Consider the following 16,981-nt stretch of genomic DNA (forward strand, 5'->3'; position numbering starts at 1 on the left):
CCACCGCGTCTATCTCGAATATCGATATTGACTACATACGTAGTCTAAATATAGCAACAGGCCCAAACCTATATTTTTTGTCATCCTGCCGAGAAAAGGTTTTGTAGCTGCCACGCTAAGGCCGCTTTAACCCTGCAGACGCGATGTATAGTCAGAACGCCAGCTTGCAGGAAAATCTCATGAAACGTGTTGCCGTGATCTATGGAGGCTGGTCGTCCGAGCGGGACGTGTCGCTCACCTCGGGCAAGCAGATGGCAAGTGCGGCGCGCACGGCCGGGTATGATGTTGTTGAAATTGATGCCGGTCGTGACCTCGCTGCGCAACTGACCGATGCGAAACCGGACGCGGTGCTGAATGGCCTGCACGGACCTTGGGGCGAGGATGGGTGTGTGCAGGGCGTACTGGAAGTGCTGGGCCTGCCCTATTCCCATTCGGGTGTATTGTCCTCGGCGCTCGCCATGGACAAGCTGAAGTCGAAAGCGGTCTTCCGGCAAGCTGGCATTCCGATTGCGGAAGACAAGCAGGTGACCCGCGCAGAAGCGGCTGCCGCGCATCCCCTCAAGCCCCCTTATGTGATCAAGCCGGTCGCGGAAGGATCGAGTTTTGGCGTGCTGATCGTGCGCGAGGGTGCCAATGGGCCGGCCAAGGAGCTGACCGGGCCGAACTGGCATTATGGCGACCATCTGATGGCCGAGGAATTCATCCCCGGCCGTGAGTTGACCGTGGCCGTGCTGGGCGACCGAGCACTGGCTGTCACAGAGATCACGACCTTAAGAGACTATTACGATTTTGATGCAAAATATGAAGCTGGTGGATCGCAGCATGTGATCCCGGCAGACCTGCCTGCCCCTGTGACCCAAGCCGCAATGGAATTTGCGCTCAAGGCACACCAGGCGCTCGGTTGCCGGGGCGCGACGCGGTCCGACTTTCGCTATGACGACAAGAGAGACCGGCTCGTGATCCTGGAAACAAATACACAACCCGGCATGACGCCCACCTCGCTTGTCCCCGAACAGGCCGCTTTCGTTGGTATGTCCTTCGAACAGCTGGTCGCCTGGATGATCGAGGATGCTTCATGCCAAAGGTAACCCGCAATCAGACTGTGCCAAAGTCCAAGAAGAAGGCGAGCCGCCGCCCTGCTGTCATCGTAGATGAAGTGACGGGTGAAGAGGTTCGCGTTTCGTCTGTCGTCTTTGGTTTTGTCATGCTTGTGGCGATTGTCGTGGCAACCGCTGCCTGGATGGGCGGCTCGATATCCCAGGTCGAGAACCGCTTTGCCAGCTTCATGGACGACACGGCGCGCACGGTCGGCATTTCCGTCAATGACGTGTCCATCATCGGGCTGGAACAGGATCCGGCCCTCGCACAGGATATTCGCGCCGCCGCCATGATCGAGCCCGGCGAGAACATGTTTCGCGCAGACCCGCATGTCATCCGTCGCCGGGTCGAAGGCACCCACAAGGTGCTGAATGTGCGCGTCCATCGACTCTGGCCCGACCAGGTCGTAATCATCGCGGACGCCGCCGAGCCGGTTGCGCTGTGGCATGACGGCAAAGCATGGACCGTCGTTGACGGTCTGGGTCGCGTCATTCCGGACGCCCGCGCCGATGACCACAAGGACCTCATCCGTCTGGCGGGTCGCGGCGCCGCCAAGGCCGCCCCGGCCCTCGTAACTGCCCTCAAAGCTGAGCCGGACGTCGCGCCGCGCATCGCGATCGCTACCCGCATCAATGATCGCCGCTGGGACATGCGTCTTGTCTCCGGCGCAACGGTCCGCATGCCGGAAGATCACCAGATGGTGGCTGCGCTGGACAGCCTGTCGACCCTGCAGGTGCGCACAGCGCTGATGCAGCGCCCGCTAGAGACCATCGACCTGCGCAATAAAGGCCGGGTCTATCTGGACCCGGTGAACGATCCTGACTTCACAGCACGCAAAGAGGCGGCCCGGAGCTGATGGCAAACGTTCAGGCCCGGCGTAAGCCTCTTGTGGGGTCGCGCACGTCCAGCCCCGTTGCGGCGCTGGACATCGGTTGTTCGAAAATCACGTGCCTGATAGGCCGAAATGACGGCACCGGCCCCCGCAATTTCCAGATCCTTGGCGCAGGGCGCCAACAATCTCGCGGTTTCAGTGGCGGCACGATTACCGACATGCAGGGTCTCGAGCGCTCGATCCGTCTGGCCGTCGAAGATGCCGAGCGCGAAGCGGGCGAGCAGATCAATCAGGTCATGCTGGGCATAACTGGGCCGAAACTGAATTGCCAACTGGTCACCGCGACCACCGAGATCGGCGCCCGCGAGGTGACCCCCAAGGACATCCGCCGGGTTCAGGCTCAGGCCATGGCGCAGATCTCAACCAAGGGCTCCGATGTGCTTGCCGCCTGGCCGGTTGCCTATCGCGTGGATGCGCAGGAAGGCGTGCGTGAGCCCGCCGGGATGTACGCAGACACACTCGGCCTGATGCTGTCTGTGGTCACCGCGCCCAAGTCCATCGTCCGGAATCTGGTGGAATGCGTCGGCCGCGCGCATCTCAGCGTCGATGCCCTGATCCCCTCCTCCATTGCCAGCGGTGCAGGCACGCTGATCGACGACGAAATCGAGAATGGTGCCATCTGTATCGACATGGGCGCCGGCGTTACGGCGGTCTCGGTCTATCTGAACGGCTCGCCCGCATGGCTTGGCCTTATACCAGCTGGTGGCACACATGTGACCTCCGATATCGCGCAGGGCATCGGCACGACATTCGCCGCCGCCGAGCGCCTCAAAAGTGTCTATGGCACCGCCAACCTCGAAGGCCCGGGCCTGGCAGAACGGATTGAGGCCCCTCGCCTGGGTGATGATGGCCGTCTGCAAGCCACCCGGATGGAACGGGGCAAGCTCGCTGAAATCATCGCGCCGCGCGTCGAGGAAATCTTCGAATATGTTCAGCAAACCCTGCAAGGCAGTGGTGTACGCAAAGTACTGCCGCGCCGCGTGGTGCTGACCGGCGGCGCGAGCCAGTTGCCGGGCGTTCGCGACGTCGCCACGCGCATCCTTGAAGCGCAGGTGCGGCTCGGCCGTCCGACAAATGCTGAGTTCCTTGGCGAAACACTGGGAACACCAGCTTTTTCTACAGCTTCAGGTCTGCTACTGTATCCCGAGTTGGGGTTCGCAGACGCAGTACGGGCTGGCATTGCGTCAAAGGAATACGGAGCAGAAGCCCGAAGCGGAGCCGTGAACAAGGCGTTCCATTGGTTGAAAGAAAATTTCTGATGCCAATCGCGAATCACTTAACCGCTTCTTAGCTGCAACGCGTCATTTTAGCGCTTCAGCATGGGGCTTATGGCGGTAAGGTGAGGACGACGAATGACACATGAACTCAAGCCCAGGATCCTGGTCTTTGGTGTTGGCGGTGCCGGAGGCAATGCCGTCGACAACATGATCGAGGCAAACCTGCAAGGTGTCGAGTTTATCGTTGCCAACACTGACGCTCAGGCCCTTTCCCGTTCCAAAACGGAAAACCGCATCCAGCTCGGCCCGGAAACGACCTCTGGCCTTGGCGCAGGCGCCCGCCCGGACATTGGCGCGAAAGCCGCCGAAGAATCCATGGATGAGATCCGCGAGCGCCTCGAAGGCGCCCACATGGTCTTCATCGCCGCTGGCATGGGCGGCGGAACCGGAACCGGCGCAGCCCCGGTGATTGCGCGGGCCGCGCAGGAAATGAACATTCTGACCGTCGCCGTGGTCACCAAGCCGTTCAGTTTTGAAGGCACGCGCCGCATGACCTTTGCGGAAGAAGGCCTCGCTGGCATCCAGAAATACGTCGACACGATGATCGTCGTGCCGAACCAGAACCTTTTCCGCATCGCGAATGACCGTACGACCTTCGCCGAAGCCTTCCGCATGGCAGATGATGTGCTGTATTCCGGTGTCCGAGGCATTACCGATCTGATGGTCATGCCCGGCCTGATCAATCTCGATTTCGCCGACGTCAGCTCGATCATGCGCGGCATGGGCGCAGCCATGATGGGCATGGGCGAAGCCGAAGGCGAAAACCGCGCTCTCGAAGCTGCCAAGCTGGCCATCGACAACCCGCTGCTCGACGATATTTCGATGCGCGGCGCCAAGGGCGTGCTGATCAATATTACCGGCGGCTATGACATGACGCTGTTTGAACTCGACGAGGCCGCCAATGAGGTGCGCCGCGAGGTCGACCCGGATGCAAATATCATTCTGGGGTCTGCCTTCGATACCGAACTTGAAGGCAAGATCCGCGTCTCCGTCGTCGCCGCAGGCGTCGATGCCGTGATGCCATCTCTGAAGCAGGATGCACCGGTCGCAGAGACTGTGCGCCAGCCCATCGCAGAGCCGATTGAGGAAGAGCATGTGGAGCCCGTCGCCGAAGTTGAATCGGAGACCGAAGTGGAAGTGGCTGCAGAAGAAGACGATCGCCCGAAAGTGATCCTGCATCATGCCTCCCCGCTCCGTTCAGGCGATGTCGATCCGCGGGACGACTTCACGGGACAGTCCCTGCCCGCAGAACATTTTGAAGGCAGTGAAGGCGAAGACCAGATCCAGGCCGACGCCGTTTTCAGCAAGCAGACCGAAGCTCCGGCCGAGGAAGACGGCCGCCCGAGTCCGTCCGGCTTCTCGAACCTTTTCGGCTGGCGCCGCGGCGCTCAGGGCGAGAATGATCACGCTCCGTCTGCCGAATCCGGCTCGCAAATCGTGTCCTCTCCGGACGATCACCCCGAACCCGCCCCGTTCGATGATGCAGACCTCGAAATACCGGCCTTCCTGCGCCGGTCTGCCAATCACTGATTTCGCATTCGATTGCAGTCTCAGCGACCGCGAATTGTTACAATAAATCACCAATGATTACAGGGCGGAGGCGGGTGTCTTCGCCCGCTTTGTAATACGCCGAAACAACCCGTGTTTTGTATCCTGGAGACATACACCCCAAACTAAGCTCCGAAACTGGAGGTTGGTGTGTTGTCCGGTAGTGTAGAATTTCAACAAACGATCGCGCGGCCTGCAGTATGTGCAGGTGTCGGTGTGCATAGCGGCAAGAAGGCGAAGCTCGTCCTGAAGCCTGCCCCTGCTGGCACAGGTGTCGTTTTCCGCCGGACCGACGTGAAAAGCGGCGATACCGCCATTCAGGCCGATGCCGAATACGTCTCCGACACCCAACTCGGCACCACGCTGACCAATGATGATGGCGTCTCTGTGGCAGTGGTCGAGCATTTGATGGCCGCACTCGCGGGCATGGGCATCGACAATCTCCTCATCGAAATCGACGGGCCGGAAGTGCCGATCATGGACGGCTCCTCGGCAGTTTATTGCGAACTGTTGATGCAGGCTGGCCTGCAACGCCAGTCCGCGCCGCGACGCCGCATTCGCATCCTGGAAGCGATCGAGATTGAAGACGGCCCGAAGCGGGCACGCCTGTCGCCTTCCGACGACAAGTTTCTGACGCTCAATGCGCGCATTGAATATGACGACTCGTTGATCGGCGTGCAGGAGATGGCGCTTAAACTCGCGCCAGGCATGTTTGCCCGCGACCTGGCCTTTGCCCGCACCTACGGTTTTGCGCGCGATGTGGATATGCTGCGCTCGATGGGCCTTGCCCGGGGCGGGTCGCTGGAAAATGCGGTCGTTGTGGACAATGGTGAAGTCATGAATCCTGAGGGCTTGCGCTCAGAGGACGAATTCGTGCGTCACAAGATGCTTGATGCCGTTGGCGACATGATGCTGGCGGGTGCACCGATTGCCGGGATTTATGAAGCGGTTCAACCCGGTCACTCGATCAACAATCTGTTGGTCCGCAAGCTGCTCGATACGCCTTCAGCCTGGTGCTGGGAAACCGATACGGCAGACGCAACCCGCATAGACACGCGCCGGTCGGCCGCCGTCTGAGGCGTTGCCCCGCCGATCCCTGAGAAACCTGCTTGGAAAACCCCGCTGGTTCGCGCTAAGCAGGTAGCCAGATCATCACAGCAGAAAGCGCCTGCCCTGCCATGCGACTGTCCTCCAAGTTCCCGATCCTCCTCATTGCCACTGCAGCCCTCACGCTGACGGCGTGCCAGTCGCGCGACAAGCGCCGTCAAGAACTGGCCTATGTCGAACGCCCCGTGGAGGCGCTCTACAATCAGGCGGCTAGCGAACTCGACAAACGCGACTTTGATCAGGCGGTCCTGCTGTTCAACGAAGTCGAGCGCCAGCACCCTTATTCTGAATGGGCCCGCCGCTCGATGGTCATGACGGCTTTCGCCCATTATCAATCCCGCAATTATGACGAAGCGATCAGTGGCGCCCAGCGCTATCTTGCGCTTCATCCTGGCGGCTCCGAGGCCGAGTATGCGTATTACCTGATTGCGGCGAGCTACTTCGACCAGATCACGGATGTCGGTCGAGATCAGGCAACAACGGAACGCGCGCGTGATGCCTTGGTGGACGTGGTCCGCCGATTCCCAGACAGCCAGTATGCCCGTGATGCCAGCGTGAAGCTCGACATGGTTCGCGACCAGCTGGCTGGCAAGGAAATGACGGTTGGCCGCTGGTATTTGCGCAACAATCAGACCCTGTCTGCGGTCAATCGCTTCCGCACGGTCGTGAAGACCTATGACACGACCTCTCACGCCCCCGAGGCATTGCACCGTCTGGTCGAAGCCTATCTGACGCTTGGCCTGCGGGATCAGGCGCTCGCGGTCGGATCGACGCTTGGCTACAATTATCCCAATAGCGATTGGTACAAGATGAGCTATCGCTTGCTGACCAATGAAGGGCTGGACCCTGAAGCGCTGGACGCCGAGACCCGCCGCACCCTGTTGCAGCGGATTATTCCCGGCGGCAAATAACCGCCCGGCGGATCAACCGCCGATCAGTTCAAACCATTCGTCTTCCGTCAGCGTCTGAACGCCGAGGCTTTCGGCTTTTTTCAGCTTTGAGCCCGCGCCCGGACCGGCGACGAGGATGTCCGTCTTCGCCGAAACAGACCCCGACACTTTTGCACCCAGCGCATTGGCTCGCGCCTTGGCTTCGTCGCGCGTCACCCGCTCCAGTGTGCCCGTGAAGACAATCGTCTTGCCGGCGACAGGGCTGTCCGATGAGGCAGCTTCTTCGGCTTCGACGCTGATTTCTTCAAGCAACGCGCTCAGCATGTCGCGATTGTGGGGCTCCGCCTCGAAATCGACGAGCGCGCCCGCCGCCGCCTTGCCGACGCCATCAATGCCAGTGAGTTCTGCAAAGGATTCGGATTCCTGTCCGCCTTCGGCTGCGCGCACGACCGTTTCCCAGAAAGGCGCCCAATTCAGAAAATGCCGGGCATAGAGCTGGGACGTGGTCTGGCCGACATGGCGGATGCCGAGCCCGTTGAGAAAGCGCGCGAATGGCACAGTCCGGCGCGCATCGATCGCGTCAAACAATTTCTTCGCTGAGGCTTTTCCGAAGCCTTCCCATTCTTCAAGTGGCGGCAGGCCTTCCGCCTCAATGCGCGCGGCCAATCGGAAAATGTCCTGCGGTGCTTTCACCACGCCCTTCTCCTGAAAGAGCTGGACCTGTTTCGCGCCGATGCCATCAATGTCGAGCGCCTTGCGGGAGACGAAATGCTTCAGTCGCTCGACTGCCTGCGCCGGACAGACGAGCCCGCCCGTGCAGCGACGGCGCACATCGGCCTCGCCCTTGTCGTCGATCTCGCGCACAGCGGCCGATCCACAGACCGGGCACGTGTCCGGCATATGCCAGACCTTGCCGCCGCCATCCTGCACCACGCGCAGGACTTGCGGAATGACGTCCCCTGCCCGCTGGATCTCGACCGAGTCACCCGGTTTCACACCAAGCCGGGCGATTTCATCCTCATTGTGGAGCGTCGCATTCGAGACCACAACGCCGCCAACCGTAACGGGCGTGAGGCGCGCAACCGGCGTGAGGGAGCCAGTGCGGCCGACCTGGATGTCAATCTCTTCCAGCGTCGTGGTGGCTTTCTCGGCCGGGAATTTATGAGCGATGGCCCAGCGCGGCGCGCGGCTGACAAAGCCTAGGCGCTGTTGCCAGTCCAGCCGGTTCACCTTGTAGACCACACCGTCGATATCGTAGCCGAGCGTGGCACGCTGCTGCTCGATGTTGCGGTAGGTTGCGATCAGGTCGCCCACGGTTGCAGCGGTGGCCATCAGGGGATTGGTATGAAATCCCCATTCTGCAAACTTGGCGACCGCTTCACTTTGCGTTTCCGCGAAGGGCGCACTTTCAGCCGCCCAGGCATAGGCAAAGAAATTCAGCGGCCGGGATTTGGTGATCTCGGTATCAAGTTGGCGCAGGCTGCCGGCGGCTGCGTTGCGCGGATTGGCAAAAGTCTTGCGGCCCGCCTGGTCTTCGCGCGCATTGAGAGCCGCAAAGTCGGCATGGCTCATATAGACTTCGCCGCGGATCTCGATGAAATCGGGCCAATCCTTGCCAGCCAATTTCGTCGGGATGTCATTCAGTGTCAGCGCGTTCGCGGTGACGTCTTCGCCGACCAGCCCGTTTCCGCGTGTTGCAGCACGTTTCAATTTGCCCTTTTCATAGGTCAGGCTGAGCGACAGACCGTCAATTTTCGGCTCGGCGGTGAGTTCCAGTGTCTCGGACTCGTCCAGTCCGAGGAAGCGCCGGATGCGCCCGGCAAACTCGGTGACGTCTTCGTCTGAAAACGCATTGTCCAGCGACAGCATGGGCGCGGCATGGGTTGCCTTGGCAAAGCCGTCTTGCGCGACCGCGCCCACACGGTCGGACGGGCTGTCTTCACGTTTCAGCTCTGGGAAGCGGGCTTCGATGGCGAGGTTGCGTTGGCGAGCCGCATCATATTCGGCGTCGGTCAGGACCGGCGCGTCTTCCTGATAATAGGCCGCATCGGCTTCGGCGATGAGGGCCGCAAGGCGCGCGAGTTCAGCGGCCGCCTCGTCCGGCGTCAGATTCTCGACCGGTGTTGCCTCGCTCATGCACCCTCCAACAACCTCCCGGCGGCTGCGCGGGCCTCAGCGGTAACTTCGGCGCCTGACAGCATTCGGGCAATTTCTTCCTGCCTGCTGCTGTCATCTAGCCCGCGTATGCGTGAGCCGCCAGCCCCATCCTGCTCCTTCTCCACAAGCCACTGGGCTGAAGCGGACGCGGCCACTTGCGGGCTGTGCGTGATGGCGAAGACCTGCCGGGTCTGACCCAGCGAGATCAGGCGTTCGCCAATGGCCGCCGCCACCGCACCGCCGACGCCCTGATCCGCCTCGTCAAAGATCAGCGTCAGCGCAGAGCCTGCTTCGGCGAGGGCGCATTTCAGGGCGAGCGAGACGCGGGCAAGTTCGCCGCCGGACGCAATCTTTCGAAGCGGGCCAAAGCCCGCGCCCGGATTGGTCTCGGCATCAAATTCGACCCAGTCGATTCCGTTCGGGCCGCCCTCCCCCTCTGCCAGCGGCGTGATCGCAACCCGGATCACCGAGCGGCCGAGTTTCAGCGGCTTCAGCTCGCGCGCGATGGCTTTTTCCAATTGCGACGCGGCCGCCTGCCGGGCGGCGCTCAGTTTGCCCGCCGCCTGATGCCAGTCGGCCCGGGCAGATGCTTCAGCCTTGCGGGCAGCAATCAGCGCGTCTTCGCCCGCTTCAACCAGGTCGAGCCGATCACTCAATGAAGTGAGCATGTCTGGCAGGAGATCGGGATCGCAGCCATGCTTCCGGCCCGCTGCCCGCAAGGCGAACAGCCGCGCCTCGGCGCCGTCCAGTTCAGCAGAATCATGATCGACAAGCCGTTCGAGCTGGCTGATCGCGCCTGCTGCTTCGCGCGCTTCAATCAAGGCCCGCTCGACTGCTTCGGCGGCGGCACGTGCGGCAACCGGCAGCGTGTCCTGAGAGGATTCAAATCCCGGCAAGCGGCAAATCCGTTCGGTGGCACGCGCCGCCTTGGACAAGGCATCTTCCACGCCGGACTTTTCCAACACATTTTCGGCTTCACGCACGGCCTCGGTGACGCGTTCCGACTGCATCAACAGGGTCCGACGCTCTGTCAGGATGGCGGCTTCGCCTTCCTGCGGATTCAAGCTGGAGAGCTCGGCCACAGCCTCGGCCAGCCATTCGCGATGTTCGATGGCTTCGGCATGCGCGTCTTCAAGTTCCTGACGCCGGGCGCTGGCCTCCGCCATCGCAGCATGAGTGGCCGCGCACATGTCCAAAAGCTTTTCATTGCCTGCAAACTGGTCGAGCAAACGGCGGTGAGATGATGGCTTCAGCAGGGTGGAGGCCGCGTGCTGGCCGTGAATCTCGACCAAGAGGTCCCCGATCTCCGACAGGAGCGCCGCGCTGACCGGCAGGTCATTGAGAAAGGCACGCGCGGGGCCGTTGCGGCGGATCACGCGTTTCATGATCAGGGTCTCGTCCGGCGAAGCGTCAATGCCTGCTTCGGCCAGTGCAGACCAGACTGGATGGCTGACTGGGGGCGAAAACTCAACCGCCACACTCGACTGGTCCTGCCCCGCCCGGATCATCCCACGGTCGGACCCGTGCCCCATCGCAAGCGACAGGGCATCGAGAATGATGGACTTGCCCGCCCCGGTTTCCCCGGTCAGCGCCGTAAACCCGGCGCCCGGTTCGATGTCCAGGCGGTCAATCAGGACGAAATCACGTATCGACAATGAAAGGATCATGGCCAGTCTCCAAAGAGTCTACTGCCCATGATTTATCACTAGAACAAAACAGGAACAAGCCCGATTTTCATAGGCTGCCTAAAGCGGCATGCAGGCCGCGCGCAACCAGTCCTTTACCGGCCCGTCCAGACGGTCGGCCAGCAATTCGTAGACTTGCGCGTGATAGGCATCGACCCAGTCCCGCTCATCCTTGGTCAGATGAGCCAGATCGATCAGGTCCCGCGCGAGGGGCGCAAAGGTCAGGCATTCAAAGCCATACATGTCGAGTTCGCCACCTTCGATGGCCGCCGGTGGCGTGACATATTGAAGGTTCTCGATCCGGATGCCGTACTGTCCGGCGCGGTAATAGCCCGGCTCATTCGAGACGATCATGCCGGTTTCCAGCGGCACGGAATTCCACGCCTTGGCAATGCGCTGCGGGCCTTCATGGACGCCGAGATAGACGCCGACCCCATGGCCGGTGCCGTGCTGGTAGTCGAGCCCGGCCTGCCAGAGCGCATGGCGCGCGAGAATGTCGAGATGGGTTCCGGTCGTGCCTTTCGGAAAGCGCACCATAGCCAGCGAGATATGCCCCTTCAGGACCAGCGTGTAGTGACGCCGCATGTCCGCGCTCGGATCACCGATGGGAACCGTACGCGTCACGTCTGTCGTGCCGTCCAGATACTGGCCGCCACTGTCGACAAGATAGAGGCTGCCACGTTCCAGCTTTCGGTTCGAGGCTGTCGAAACGCGGTAATGCGGCAGCGCGCCATTCGGGCCGGCACCGGAAATTGTCGGGAAAGACAAATCGTTCAGGCCGCCAAGGTTTTCGCGGAATTCCTCCAGCTTGATGGCGGCGTCGATCTCGGTGATCTCGCCGCTCTGCGCGTCCGTATTAAGCCAGTGCAGGAAGCGCGTCAGGGCCACGCCATCACGAAGATGGGCGGCGGCCGAGCCTGCGAGTTCCGCGTCATTCTTGCAAGCCTTGGGCAGAGCGACCGGGTCGCGTTGGCGTACAGGCGTTGCACCAGCCTGTTCGAGCTGGTCAAAGAACCAGGCTGAGGCCACATCCGGATCAACGCTGACCGTCTTGCCTTTCAGGTCTGAAAGGCCCTTTTCGAGATCGGCCAACGGGCGCAACGTGACACTGTTGCCGAGATGCTGTCGGAGCGCGTCGGACACTTTCACTTCATCAAGGAAGAGGTCAGCTGACCCGTCTGCGAACAGAATGGCGCGGCCGAGCGGCAGCGGCGTGCAGCTGACATCACCGCCGCGAATGTTGAAAGCCCAGGCGATGGACGCCGGCGACGTGATCACAGCCGCGTCGAGCTTTTCGGCTTTGAGATCGTGGCCAATCTGCACACGCTTTTCGTCATGCGCGACGCCTGCAAATTTTACCTCATGCGGCACGACGAGCGCGGCGGGCTGGTCTGGCCGGTCGGCCCAGGCGAGGTCGATAGGATTGTTCGCGACGCTGACCAGTTCAGCGCCAGCCGCCTTGGCGGCCGTGCCCATGGCCGCGACATCGTTCGGGCTCATCAGTTTCGGGTCATAGCCGATGCGCTTGCCGGTCATGTCCTGCGATTTGAGCCAGCCGAACGGGCCGGGCTCCGGCACAGCCTGAACTTCCCAGAGATCCGGGTCGGTCTGGTCAGCGACCTGTAGCGTGTAGCGGCCATCGGCGAAGATCACCGCGCGGTCTGTGAAGACGAATGCAGAACCGAACGAACCGGTAAACCCACTCACCCAAGCCAGGCGCTCATTGGCGTCAGGCAGGTATTCGTTCTGGTATTCATCATCATGCGGAACATAAAGGCCGTCGAGGCCCTGCGTGGAAAGCTGTTCGCGAACGAGGGGCAGATGCGCCCGGCCGTCCTGCGGACCGCCCTTGATATCAAATGTCTGTCTCATGTCCCCTACTTAGTGCGAAAGCGTGGTTTTGACCATAGAAAGCCGCATCGTAGCTATGCATTTATACATGCAAATTTCCGCTTTTCTATGCTTTTTTGTTTATGTTTTTACGCTACATAGCGCCCACACAAAAAATTGTGCGCCGCACAATACAAAAAGAGGGACGCACTATGAGACGTCAAAACACAATTACTGCGCCAGAAATGGCAATCCTCAACGGCCAGGGCCGTTCGCTGATGGTCAACGAGATGGCTGAGCCAGCCTTCGTGAACGCGCTGCAGAGCGCCGAAAGCCAGCGTCCGCAAATCCTGGCACGCCGTTCTGCGCGCTGGGCGCGCCGCGCCGCTTACTGATCCTGCAGGGCTTAACCCGGCTTCCGGAACACCAGCGTCGACCACCCGTCTTCGCGAATACGTGTCTGGAAGTCGAGCCCGCGGGACGTAAAGGCGTTCCGGACTGGCGGCGCTTGGTGGTGCAACAGTCCTGACAGGATAATTGTGCCGCCCGGCGCCGTGAGAGACGCAATATCCGGTGCGAGCCCGATCAGGGGCCGCATCAGGATGTTCGCAAACACGGTGTCATACGGCCCGCCCTGACGAATGCGCGGCGTGTTCGCACCGGTGACATGCAAGGCGGTGAAGCCGTTGACATGATTCTTGCGGGCATTCTCATTCGCCACACGCACGCTATCGAGATCGATATCCGTACCGATCGCCGAGGATGCCCCCGCCTTCAGGGCAGCAATCGCGAGAACGCCGGAGCCCGTGCCAAGGTCAAGCACCTTGCCGATGGACCGGCGGCGGCGCACATCATCCAGCGCCAGCAAGCAGCCTAGCGTCGTGCCGTGATGGCCCGTTCCAAACGCAGGGCCGGCCTCGATCAGCACGGAAATCTTTCCCGGTGACTGGCGCGCGAGGGCGTGGCTGCCCGCCACAACGAACGGTCCGGCCTTGACCGGTGGCAAGCCTTCGAGTGACAGCGTCACCCAGTCTTGCTCGATCACCTGTTCGATCCGCGCGACAAGATCCGGCGCGGCTTCTTCGATAATGACAACGCAGGCTTCGGCGTCTTCGAGCGTTTCCGCGAACGCATCGAGCCGCCAACTGGTCCGGCTGTCCTCCTTGGCATCAACCGCGCCCGCTGGCGACGGATCGGCCCAGGCCAGCGCGTCCCACGCCGTTTCAACTGGCGCCCGCGCGCCTTTTGCACTTATCTGATACATGAGCGGCGCTTAGCAGGCGGATGATTTCTTGGGAAGGACACAAAGATGGTGCGGATATCTCTCATGGCAGTTGCCATCGGCATCTCCTTATTGGGCGCTTGCGAAACAGCGCCCGATCCGAGCACTGCCCCCGCCTCCGAGATGGTAGACGCTCCGGCCCCTGTGGCGCCATGGCGTGAGGTGGCCCCTGAAAATCTTGTGGTCGTGAAAACGGTGACAGGGGATGTCATGATCGAACTCGCCCCTGAGGCAGCCCCCAAACATGTGGCACAGTTTCGTGAGGCGATCCGGAGCAATCTCTATAATGGCGAATATTTCTATCGCGTGATCGATGGCCATGTGGCGCAGGCAGGACTCGAATTCGAACACCTTCTGGAAGATTGGGCCGAGCTACCGCTGGAAGCCGAGCGGGCCGTGGACGCAGACGGCTTCGTGCCCCTGGGCAATGAGGACCTGTTCGCCGGTCAGGTGGGCCACCGGAATGGCTTCGCAGTTGGCCGAGAGAGCGGACAGGAATGGTTACTGCATTGTCCCGGCGCCCTTGGCATGGCGCGCAATTCCCCGCCGGAGACCGGCTCGACCGAATTCTTTGTTCCCATCGGTCAGCGCCGGTATCTTGATCGGAACTATACGATATTTGGCCGGGTCATTTCGGGCATGGCCCATATCAACCGACTGGAACGCGTGGAGCCTGTGCAGGAGGACAAGATAGAATCCTTCCAGAATCCGGACACATCCGAAAAAGCATTTGCGGCGCGCGCGCAGGCCCTCTCCGCCAATGAGATCCTGTCTGTCGGGCTCGCAGCTGACATGCCCGAAAGTTTGCGCCCACGCTGGGAAGTCATGGCAACGCCCGGCGCAGAATGGGAAGACCTGAAGACCTCCAAACGCGATTACAGCATCTATGATGCCTTTGTGGTTACACCTCCAAAGCGCGTGGATATCTGCACACTCCCTGTCCCTGCGAGACAGGTGCTCGTTGATTGACGAACCGTTCGAGCTTCGTCAGAAATGACGAAAAAACGGGGAGTGAAATGCTGAAATCAATAAAAGGCGCTGCACGCGCAGGCTTAGTTGTGGCCGCCATCGGGGCACTTGCCCTGCCCGCCCATGCCGATACCGGAGACACAGCCTGGATCCTGACCGCCACGGCGCTGGTCCTGTTCATGACCCTGCCGGGACTTGCCCTGTTCTATGGCGGCCTCGTTCAAGCGAAGAATTTGCTTTCCATTTTCATGCAGTGCTTTGCCATTGCTTGCCTGGTCAGTCTGGTCTGGCTGGTGTGTGGATATTCCATCGCTTTCGGTCCGGGCGCGACGGGCTATCTCGGCGGGTTCGCGAAGAGCATGCTTGCAAACGTCACCGGCGCGCCACTCGACGGGCAGACCATTCCCGAACCCTTGTTCTTCATGTTCCAGATGACCTTTGCCATCATCACCCCGGCGCTGATTGTCGGCGCGTTCGTGGAGCGCGTGAATTTTGCGGCTGTGCTGATCTTTTCCGCGCTCTGGCTCGTGCTCTGCTACGCGCCTGTTGCCCATTGGGTCTGGGGTGGAGGCTGGCTGGCCCAGCAAGGCGTGATCGATTTCGCAGGGGGTATCGTGGTGCACACGACAGCCGGCATCTCCGCACTCGTCTTCGCACTGATGCTGGGACGTCGTAGCCATTTTCCGAAGGATATGCGTCCGCCCCACAGTCCGGGATTCGTGATGCTTGGCGCGGCCATGCTCTGGGTCGGTTGGTTCGGCTTCAATGCTGGCTCGGCCCTCGGTGCCAATGATGGCGCGGCGCAGGCCATGTTGGTCACACACATCTCGGCCGCCACAGCATCACTTGTCTGGATGCTGATCGAATGGGTCAGCTTTCGCAAACCCACACTCGTCGGCATCGCAACCGGCATGGTCGCAGGCCTCGCGACGATCACCCCGGCGGCGGGATCCGTCGGCCCGGTCGGTGCCATCATTATCGGCATCCTGGCCGCAGGCGTCTGCTACGCAGCCGTTGGCCTGATCCGGCAACGTCTGAAGATCGATGACAGCCTCGACGTGTTCGCCGTGCATGGCGTTGGCGGTATTCTCGGCAGTTTGTTGATCCCATTCCTCGCAGCCGCAGGTCCGCTGGCGCCGGGACTGGAGATGTCCACCGGTGCGCAGTTTGGTGTGCAACTGCTCGGTGTAGCAGTCGTCGCCGTTTATTCGGCCATCATGACCGGAGCGATCCTGTTCGTCATCAAGCTGTTCATTCCTTTGCGGGTTTCTACCGAGGATGAGGAGAATGGCCTCGACTCAGCAACTCATGGTGAGTCCGCCTATCACTTCTGAATGGTATCGCGGCGGCGCGCTTGACAGGCGCGCCGCAGCAAACCACGGCTAGGGCAATGACCGATACGCCCCCCTTTGAAACGAGTGATAATCTTTCAGGCCTGCCGGAGATCCGCCATGGATTCTTTGGCCGAAAGGGCGGTGTTTCGGGTGGTCTCTATACCAGTTTGAATGCCGGGGAAGGCTCAGGGGATGTGCCCGGCGCCGTCGCGACCAATCGCGAGCGAATCCGCACCGCCATGTCCGCGCGCGCGCTGCTCTCCTGCTACCAGATTCATTCAGCCGATGTGGCACATGTCACCGAACCGTGGAGCGTGCGCCCGGAGGCCGATGCGATGGCGACGAAAATTCCGGGAATCGCCCTGTGCATCCTGACGGCCGACTGCACGCCGGTTCTGTTTGCCGATGCCGAAGCGGGCGTGATTGGTGCGGCGCATGCGGGCTGGAAAGGCGCCATCGGAGGTGTGCTCGACACCACTGTTGCGGCGATGATTGAACTTGGCGCCGAAGCTGGCCGGATTCGCGCAGCCATTGGTCCCACGATCCAGCAGGCAAGTTATGAAGTCGGCCCCGAATTCCGAAACACTTTCCTGGACGCCTCCCCCCATAACGCGGCCTTGTTCTTGCCTGGCAAGGGAGACCGGTTTCAGTTCGACCTGCCGGGCTATTGTCGACAAAGGCTGGATGGGCTCGGCATCCACAGCGTTCACGACACCGGGCTGGACACATGCGCGCTGAAAGACTCCTATTTTTCCAACCGGCGGCGCAATCAGCGGGGCGAGCCAGACTATGGCCGAAATGCCTCAGTCATCATGCTTGCGCTGTAATTTTCTGAAAAAGTCGTAAGAGTCCGGTTGCGACTCGCCGCCCTATGTTACAAAAGCGACACCAATTGGGCAGCACGGGCGCTCC

General features: G+C 61.1%; 14 protein-coding genes. 10 read left to right on the plus strand and 4 right to left on the minus strand.

Annotation, left to right across the window (positions count from 1 at the left end):
- The first annotated feature begins 179 nt into the window (after window positions 1–179).
- The 6 genes from CFA77_RS15200 (at window position 180) to CFA77_RS15225 (ending at window position 6,833) form a co-directional block, all read left to right on the plus strand.
- Window positions 180–1,088: a D-alanine--D-alanine ligase gene (locus CFA77_RS15200; RefSeq protein ID WP_206991403.1), complete on the plus strand. Its 909-nt coding sequence runs from the start codon at window positions 180–182 to the stop codon at window positions 1,086–1,088.
- A complete protein-coding gene (locus CFA77_RS15205) occupies window positions 1,076–1,954 on the plus strand; it encodes a cell division protein FtsQ/DivIB (RefSeq protein ID WP_206991404.1) in 879 nt (292 codons plus the stop codon). Before CFA77_RS15200 ends, CFA77_RS15205 begins: the two co-directional genes overlap by 13 nt.
- Window positions 1,954–3,249 carry a cell division protein FtsA gene (gene ftsA / locus CFA77_RS15210; RefSeq protein ID WP_206991405.1) on the plus strand — a complete coding sequence of 432 codons (1,296 nt, stop codon included), beginning with the start codon at window positions 1,954–1,956 and terminating at the stop codon, window positions 3,247–3,249. Before CFA77_RS15205 ends, ftsA begins: the two co-directional genes overlap by 1 nt.
- Window positions 3,250–3,342: 93 nt before the next feature.
- Window positions 3,343–4,797 (plus strand): cell division protein FtsZ, encoded by a 1,455-nt coding sequence (gene ftsZ, locus CFA77_RS15215; protein WP_206991406.1) that lies wholly within the window; start codon window positions 3,343–3,345, stop codon window positions 4,795–4,797.
- A 171-nt stretch (window positions 4,798–4,968) separates the two neighbouring features.
- A complete protein-coding gene (lpxC, locus tag CFA77_RS15220) occupies window positions 4,969–5,892 on the plus strand; it encodes a UDP-3-O-acyl-N-acetylglucosamine deacetylase (RefSeq protein ID WP_206991407.1) in 924 nt (307 codons plus the stop codon).
- A 101-nt stretch (window positions 5,893–5,993) separates the two neighbouring features.
- Entirely contained in the window at window positions 5,994–6,833 is an 840-nt protein-coding gene (locus CFA77_RS15225) for an outer membrane protein assembly factor BamD (RefSeq protein WP_034815037.1), read from the plus strand.
- A gap of 12 nt (window positions 6,834–6,845) precedes the next feature.
- Here the strand turns inward: CFA77_RS15225 and ligA are convergent, their stop codons facing one another.
- From ligA to CFA77_RS15240, 3 genes are all read right to left on the minus strand, one after another.
- Window positions 6,846–8,948, minus strand: a complete 2,103-nt coding sequence (gene ligA / locus CFA77_RS15230; RefSeq protein ID WP_206991408.1) for an NAD-dependent DNA ligase LigA — start codon at window positions 8,946–8,948, stop codon at window positions 6,846–6,848.
- Complete coding sequence (recN, locus tag CFA77_RS15235; RefSeq protein WP_206991409.1) at window positions 8,945–10,636, minus strand: DNA repair protein RecN; 1,692 nt, start codon at window positions 10,634–10,636, stop codon at window positions 8,945–8,947. The genes ligA and recN overlap by 4 nt, the downstream gene beginning before the upstream one ends.
- Window positions 10,637–10,714: 78 nt before the next feature.
- Window positions 10,715–12,526 carry an aminopeptidase P family protein gene (locus CFA77_RS15240; protein ID WP_206991410.1) on the minus strand — a complete coding sequence of 604 codons (1,812 nt, stop codon included), beginning with the start codon at window positions 12,524–12,526 and terminating at the stop codon, window positions 10,715–10,717.
- A gap of 170 nt (window positions 12,527–12,696) precedes the next feature.
- Between CFA77_RS15240 and CFA77_RS15245 the strand changes: the two genes are divergently transcribed.
- A complete protein-coding gene (locus CFA77_RS15245; RefSeq protein WP_206991411.1) occupies window positions 12,697–12,879 on the plus strand; it encodes a hypothetical protein in 183 nt (60 codons plus the stop codon).
- Between the two features lie 11 nt (window positions 12,880–12,890).
- On the opposite strand, the gene CFA77_RS15250 is transcribed toward CFA77_RS15245, so the two are convergent.
- Window positions 12,891–13,748, minus strand: coding sequence for a 50S ribosomal protein L11 methyltransferase (locus CFA77_RS15250; protein ID WP_206991412.1), 858 nt, complete (start codon window positions 13,746–13,748; stop codon window positions 12,891–12,893).
- 63 nt (window positions 13,749–13,811) lie between these two features.
- Between CFA77_RS15250 and CFA77_RS15255 the strand changes: the two genes are divergently transcribed.
- Genes CFA77_RS15255 through pgeF form a run of 3 tightly spaced genes read left to right on the plus strand, consistent with a single transcriptional unit; the run spans window position 13,812 to window position 16,896 of the window.
- On the plus strand, window positions 13,812–14,735 hold the full coding sequence (locus tag CFA77_RS15255; protein WP_206991413.1) for a peptidylprolyl isomerase: 924 nt from the start codon (window positions 13,812–13,814) through the stop codon (window positions 14,733–14,735).
- Window positions 14,736–14,782: 47 nt separating this feature from the next.
- Window positions 14,783–16,069, plus strand: coding sequence for an ammonium transporter (locus tag CFA77_RS15260; protein ID WP_206991414.1), 1,287 nt, complete (start codon window positions 14,783–14,785; stop codon window positions 16,067–16,069).
- Between the two features lie 56 nt (window positions 16,070–16,125).
- Window positions 16,126–16,896, plus strand: a complete 771-nt coding sequence (gene pgeF, locus CFA77_RS15265; protein ID WP_206991415.1) for a peptidoglycan editing factor PgeF — start codon at window positions 16,126–16,128, stop codon at window positions 16,894–16,896.
- Window positions 16,897–16,981: the final 85 nt, after the last annotated feature.

It is taken from the genome of Hyphomonas sp. KY3, from assembly GCF_017309975.1.
GTDB lineage: Bacteria > Pseudomonadota > Alphaproteobacteria > Caulobacterales > Hyphomonadaceae > Hyphomonas.